The 4,700-nt window shown below is 69.1% G+C and carries 4 protein-coding genes and 3 pseudogenes; all 7 read left to right on the top strand.

Going from position 1 to position 4,700, the window contains the following annotated elements:
• The coding region (locus tag VXC91_RS42585) for a hypothetical protein (RefSeq protein WP_408057612.1) at nt 1–474 on the top strand (474 nt) is incomplete at its 5' end.
• Nucleotides 475–804: 330 nt separating this feature from the next.
• Nucleotides 805–1,516 (top strand): annotated as a pseudogene (locus tag VXC91_RS47330) (transposase domain-containing protein).
• Entirely contained in the window at nt 1,513–1,728 is a 216-nt protein-coding gene (locus VXC91_RS42570) for a hypothetical protein (protein ID WP_329512718.1), read from the top strand. The pseudogene VXC91_RS47330 and the gene VXC91_RS42570 overlap by 4 nt, the downstream one beginning before the upstream one ends.
• On the top strand, nt 1,728–2,141 hold the full coding sequence (locus VXC91_RS42565) for a transposase (protein WP_329512717.1): 414 nt from the start codon (nt 1,728–1,730) through the stop codon (nt 2,139–2,141). Before VXC91_RS42570 ends, VXC91_RS42565 begins: the two co-directional genes overlap by 1 nt.
• Nucleotides 2,142–2,300: 159 nt before the next feature.
• On the top strand, nt 2,301–2,489 hold the full coding sequence (locus tag VXC91_RS42560; RefSeq protein WP_329512716.1) for a hypothetical protein: 189 nt from the start codon (nt 2,301–2,303) through the stop codon (nt 2,487–2,489).
• 341 nt (nt 2,490–2,830) lie between these two features.
• Nucleotides 2,831–3,894: pseudogene (locus VXC91_RS42555) on the top strand (IS110 family RNA-guided transposase); the annotation flags it as partial.
• A gap of 33 nt (nt 3,895–3,927) precedes the next feature.
• Nucleotides 3,928–4,050 (top strand): annotated as a pseudogene (locus VXC91_RS42550) (IS5/IS1182 family transposase); the annotation flags it as partial.
• Nucleotides 4,051–4,700 lie beyond the last annotated feature (650 nt).

The following is a 4,700-nucleotide window of genomic DNA, read 5'->3' as shown; positions in this document are numbered from 1 at the left end:
CGGACCGGCGAGCGGATCGCCCAGCGGGCCGACGATGTCTACGACGCGGAACTGCTCGGCACCATCCGGGCGGACAGCGAGGCATTCCTGGACACGCTGGACCGCGGTCTCGAAGACGCCGCGGGTGCCCCGGCCGCCGAGCGGCCCGTCGCGGCTGACGAACTGCCGATCTCTGACTACGAGCAGCTCACCGACGACCAGATCGCCGCCCGGCTGCCGGGGCTGTCGCCCGCCCAGCTCTCCCAGGTCGAAGCCTTCGAACGGGCCAACGCCGGCCGCGCCGCCGTTCTGGACCAGATCGCAGCCCTGTCCCATCCCTGGCCGGACTACGACGACATGAACGTCAACGAGATCCGCGCCCGGCTGCGCAAGGACGCCGACCCCGCCCTCGCGATCCGGGTCATGGACTACGAACGCCGCCACCAGGCACGCTCCACCGTCATCACGGCAGCCATGCGCCTGAGCACGGTATGAACCAGTCGGCCGACACCGGCAGCCACGGGTGATCGCCACGGACCCCAGCGGCGCCGACCGGCACGGGCCGTGGCCACGTTCGGCCTCCGGCAGCAGACACCGTTCGCCCCACGGCGACCGGTGTCTGCTGATGCGCGGCAACTTCCGGGATGCTGATCACCACTTCGCGCGGCAGTGAACCGACCGACACCCCGAGCCACGGGACTGGCCTCCCGCACGTGCGCAGCGTTGCTCGGATGGTGTCCCGCGACGTGCAAACACCGTTGCATTACGCGGTCCGGCGCTTGGTCAAGTCCGTGAACGAGAGAACGGGACCCCTGGTAGATCCCTGTGGTGTCGAGCCCAGAGATCGTTGTACCGGAGGTCCCGTTGCCGCGGCGTTCTGCCACCCCGCCACCCGTGGCGTCAGCCCACGATGTTTACGTTCCCGGGCACTTGGGGGAGTTGACGCAGGTCATCGACCCTCAGCTGGTCGACGCGGTCCTCGAAGAGACGGGCACACGCGAACGACGCGTGCGGCTGCTGCCGGCGCGGGTGGTGGTGTACTTCGTGCTCGCCCTTGTCTTCTTCGAGCGCTCGTCGGGCGGTGTGGAACAAGCTCGGGACAGGGCTGTACGGCGTCGCGGTGGCACGGCCATGTGCCTCCTCCCTCTCGCGGGCCCGCCGTCGGCTGGGCAGTGCCCCGCTGCACCGGCTGTTCGAGATCCTCGCCGGTCCGGTGGCCACCCGGGCCCAGACCGGCTCCTTCTACCGCGGCTTGCGGGTGGTCGCTGTGGACGGCACCACCCTCAGCATCCCCGACGAGGAGAAGGTGACCTGGCACTTCCCCAAGCACGGCGGACCGGTCCTGGAGTTCGGCTATCCCCTCCTGCGCCTGGTGGCGCTCGTCGAGTGCGGCACCCGCGCCCTGATCGGCGCGGCCTTCGACCCGGACACGACCGGTGAGCTCGGGTACGCGCGCCGCCTGCTGGACCAGCTGGATGCCTCGATGGTGCTGCTGCCGACGCCTACTACGACGCATTCGACTTCCTCCACGCGGTGACCGGCACCGGCGCATCCTTCCTGATGCGCTCGACCCGCAAGCGGCGCCCCACCATGCGCCGCCCGCTGCCGGCGGACGGCTCCTACCTGACCACCATCTGCGCCGGGAAGTACCAGGCGGGACGCGGTTACGGCAGGCTCGATGTCCGCATCGTCGAAGCCCGGATGACCGTCACGCTGGCCGACGGCACCCGCCGCACCGAGCTGGGCTGATGACCAGCCTCCTGGACGCCGACCGCTATCCCACCCACGAGCTGATCGTGTTGTATCACCGCAGATGGCAGGCCGAGACCTGCTACTTCTCGCTGAAATCGACCATCCTGGCCGGGCGTGTACTGCGCTCAAGGACGGTCCCCGGGATCGAGCAGGAGGTCTACGCACTGCTCACGGTCTACCAGGCACTGGTGCGCGTCGCGGGCGACGTGCTCGCCGCCCAGCCGGGCCTGCCGGCGGAACGCGTCAGCCTCACCGTGCTGCTCAACGCCAGCGCCGACTGCCGCGGGCTGGCCGCGCAGCTGGCCCGCGAGCACGGCGGTGTCCCCCGCAGTTGGCAGCGCGCCGTGAACGAGGCCCGCGAGCGGTACGAAGCCGAGCAGAGTGAGGGGTCTTCCGGCAAGGCATCGTGACAGGCGTGTCGCTGCCGCTGCGCCGTGTGGGTCGGGAGTGTTAGCCCATGGTCTTCGATGGTCTCAGGCGGCGACAGTGGTCGCCGTGGTCGGGCACAGGCTCACCTGGCTGCGTCTCGCGAGGGGCGGCCGGCTCGTCTGGCTTCTATATCTGGCTGTATGAGCGAGAGCAGCGAGAAGCTGTACCACCCGGGCGAGGTGGTACCTCAGTCGGGGATCTACGAGTGCGACTGCGGGCAGCGCCATAAGTACAGCACCAACGTGAAGGGCCACCGGTTCCCGCCACTGCACGAGGGATGCAGCGGCAGTGGATGGAGACTGAAGGCGCTCTCGCACCCGAACCCATGACCCCGTCGACGGCCGGACGATTCGGCACGGTGGTCGCCTTCTGCCTGGGTGGGCGAACGGACGAGTCCGTGGCCCGCTCCAAAGCTGCCCGCGCCAGCAGCCCGGGCCTGGCCCGGCCAACCGGGGCTGCCGGACCAGAGGAAGCTCGCCAGACCTGCGAACCGGGGCGGGCCGGGCCGGGAGCAGCGCGAGCGGGCCGTCACGGTCGCGCTGGATGCGCTGCGCAAGGCCGGCGGACACAGCCGCGGACTGGCATAGCTCGCCCGTGAGCACGGCGGTGCGCCGCGCAGCTGGCAGCGCGCCGTGAACGAGGCCTGCGAGCGGTACGAAGCCGAAGCGCGATGAGCCGGATATGGGCGGGGGCCGAGGGGCGAGACCCACCATCACTGCCTGGTCTTGAATGCCGAGGGCGACACCCTCCTGTCGCGCCGGGTGGCCAACGACGAGACCGAACTCCTCGATCTGAAAGGATGTGCTGGAGATAGCCGATGGCGACAGGACCACGTGGGCTGTGGACATGGCCGGGGGCGAGCCCGCCCTGTTGATCGAGCTGCTGCTCGGCCACGGCCAGGAGCTGCTCTATATCCCCGGGATCGCGGTCAACCGGGCCACCGACAGTTACCGCGGCGTGGGCAAGACTGACGCCCGCGACGCGCGGGTGATCGCGGATCAAGCCCGGATGCGCCGGGACCTGCAGCCGATCCGGCCCGGCGATGAGACCGCAATCGAGCTGCGGCTGCTCACCGAGCACCGTTCCGACTTGGTGGCGGACCGCACGCGGACCGTCAGCCGGCTCACAGCGTTGCTGACGAGCATTGACCTGGTTGAGCAACCGGAAGGTCTACCGGCCCGAGGCGCTGGCGGCCAAGGCGGTCGAGGCCGCCGAGCGGCAGCACACCGCCGTCACCGGTGAGAAGGCCATCGCGAAGATGGTGCATACCTTGGCGAAGGAGGTGATGGCCCTCACCGAGAAGATCACCGAGATGGACAAGCTAATCGAGGGCCGGTTTCGCGAGCACGAACTCGCCGACGTGATCACATCCATGCCGGGTATCGGGCCGATCCTGGGCGCCGAGTTCCTCGCCGCCACCGGCGGCGGCATCGACGCTTTCCCCACCGCCGACCGGCTGGCGACGTTCGCCGGGGTGGCTCCCGCACCCCGCGACTCCGGACAGGTCAGCGGCAACCTCCACCGGCCCAAGCGATATCACCGACGCCTGCAACGCGTCTTCTACCAATCCGCCATGGTCAGCATCCGGTGCGATCCCAACTCCCGCCGCTTCTACGACAGGAAACGCGCCGGGGCAAACACCACGTCCAGGCCGTCCTCGCCCTCGCACGGAGGCGCGTCAACGTCCTGTGGGCCTTGATCCGTGACCGACGGGACTACACCGTCACACCCCCGTCACTCACCCGGCTTGACATCCCTATTGGGAAGCGCAACGTCGTGGAACGGTGCTTCAACCGCCTCAAGCAGTGGCGTGGCATCGCGACCCGCTACGAGATCGCCGAGTCCTACCAAGCGGCCGTCACCCTCGCCTCGCTCCTGATGTGGGCGTGACATTTGAAGACAACTCCTAGCCTGGTAGGCGGCGATTGGGTCTCCATATGCTGGGTTGCACACCGGCACAGGTCGGCCCGTGCGCCCGCTGCCGGGAGCTCACCTGCCGCTACGGGCGCAACGCCCGGCTCGTATGTCCCCACTGCGAGGCAAGGAGCAAGACGGCACCATCACCGCCGGTAGCATCCACGAACTCCGGGAACGGCAGAAGACCGGTGAGCACCGCGCTCCCGCCCCAATGGGGCTCCCGCCGTGGAGTCGGCACGGGCCTCCGCGTATTTCATTCAACCGGCGTTCCGAGGCATCTGATCATATGGGCACGCCTCCCACTCGGATGCCAGAAAGGGTGGGAGGCGTGCCCTGCGTGGACTTCCGGCAGCCTGAGCTCAGGGGGACACCAGGCCGCGCGGCGCCACGCCCAGCCTGATCCGGCAGCAGGACGACGGCCACCCGGCGCTGCCATACGGGTGGGCATGCATGACGGAAGCCGCCTTGCATCGCGCTGATGGAGGAGCATGCGCATCCGGCGCCCGAGGGCGAGGCTGGAGTTATGGCGAAGCGCCTAGTGCTGTTCGGTTCCGCTGGGAGAGTAGGCGTGCCACAGCCTTCGCACCGGACGCGCGGCCCGTGCGAAGGCTGCGAGGGCAAAA

The organism is Streptomyces chiangmaiensis (assembly GCF_036281785.1).
GTDB classification, from domain to species: Bacteria; Actinomycetota; Actinomycetes; order Streptomycetales; family Streptomycetaceae; genus Streptomyces; species Streptomyces chiangmaiensis.
Note: the sequence above shows the minus strand (reverse complement) of the source record. Positions and strands in the feature narration are given on the sequence as shown.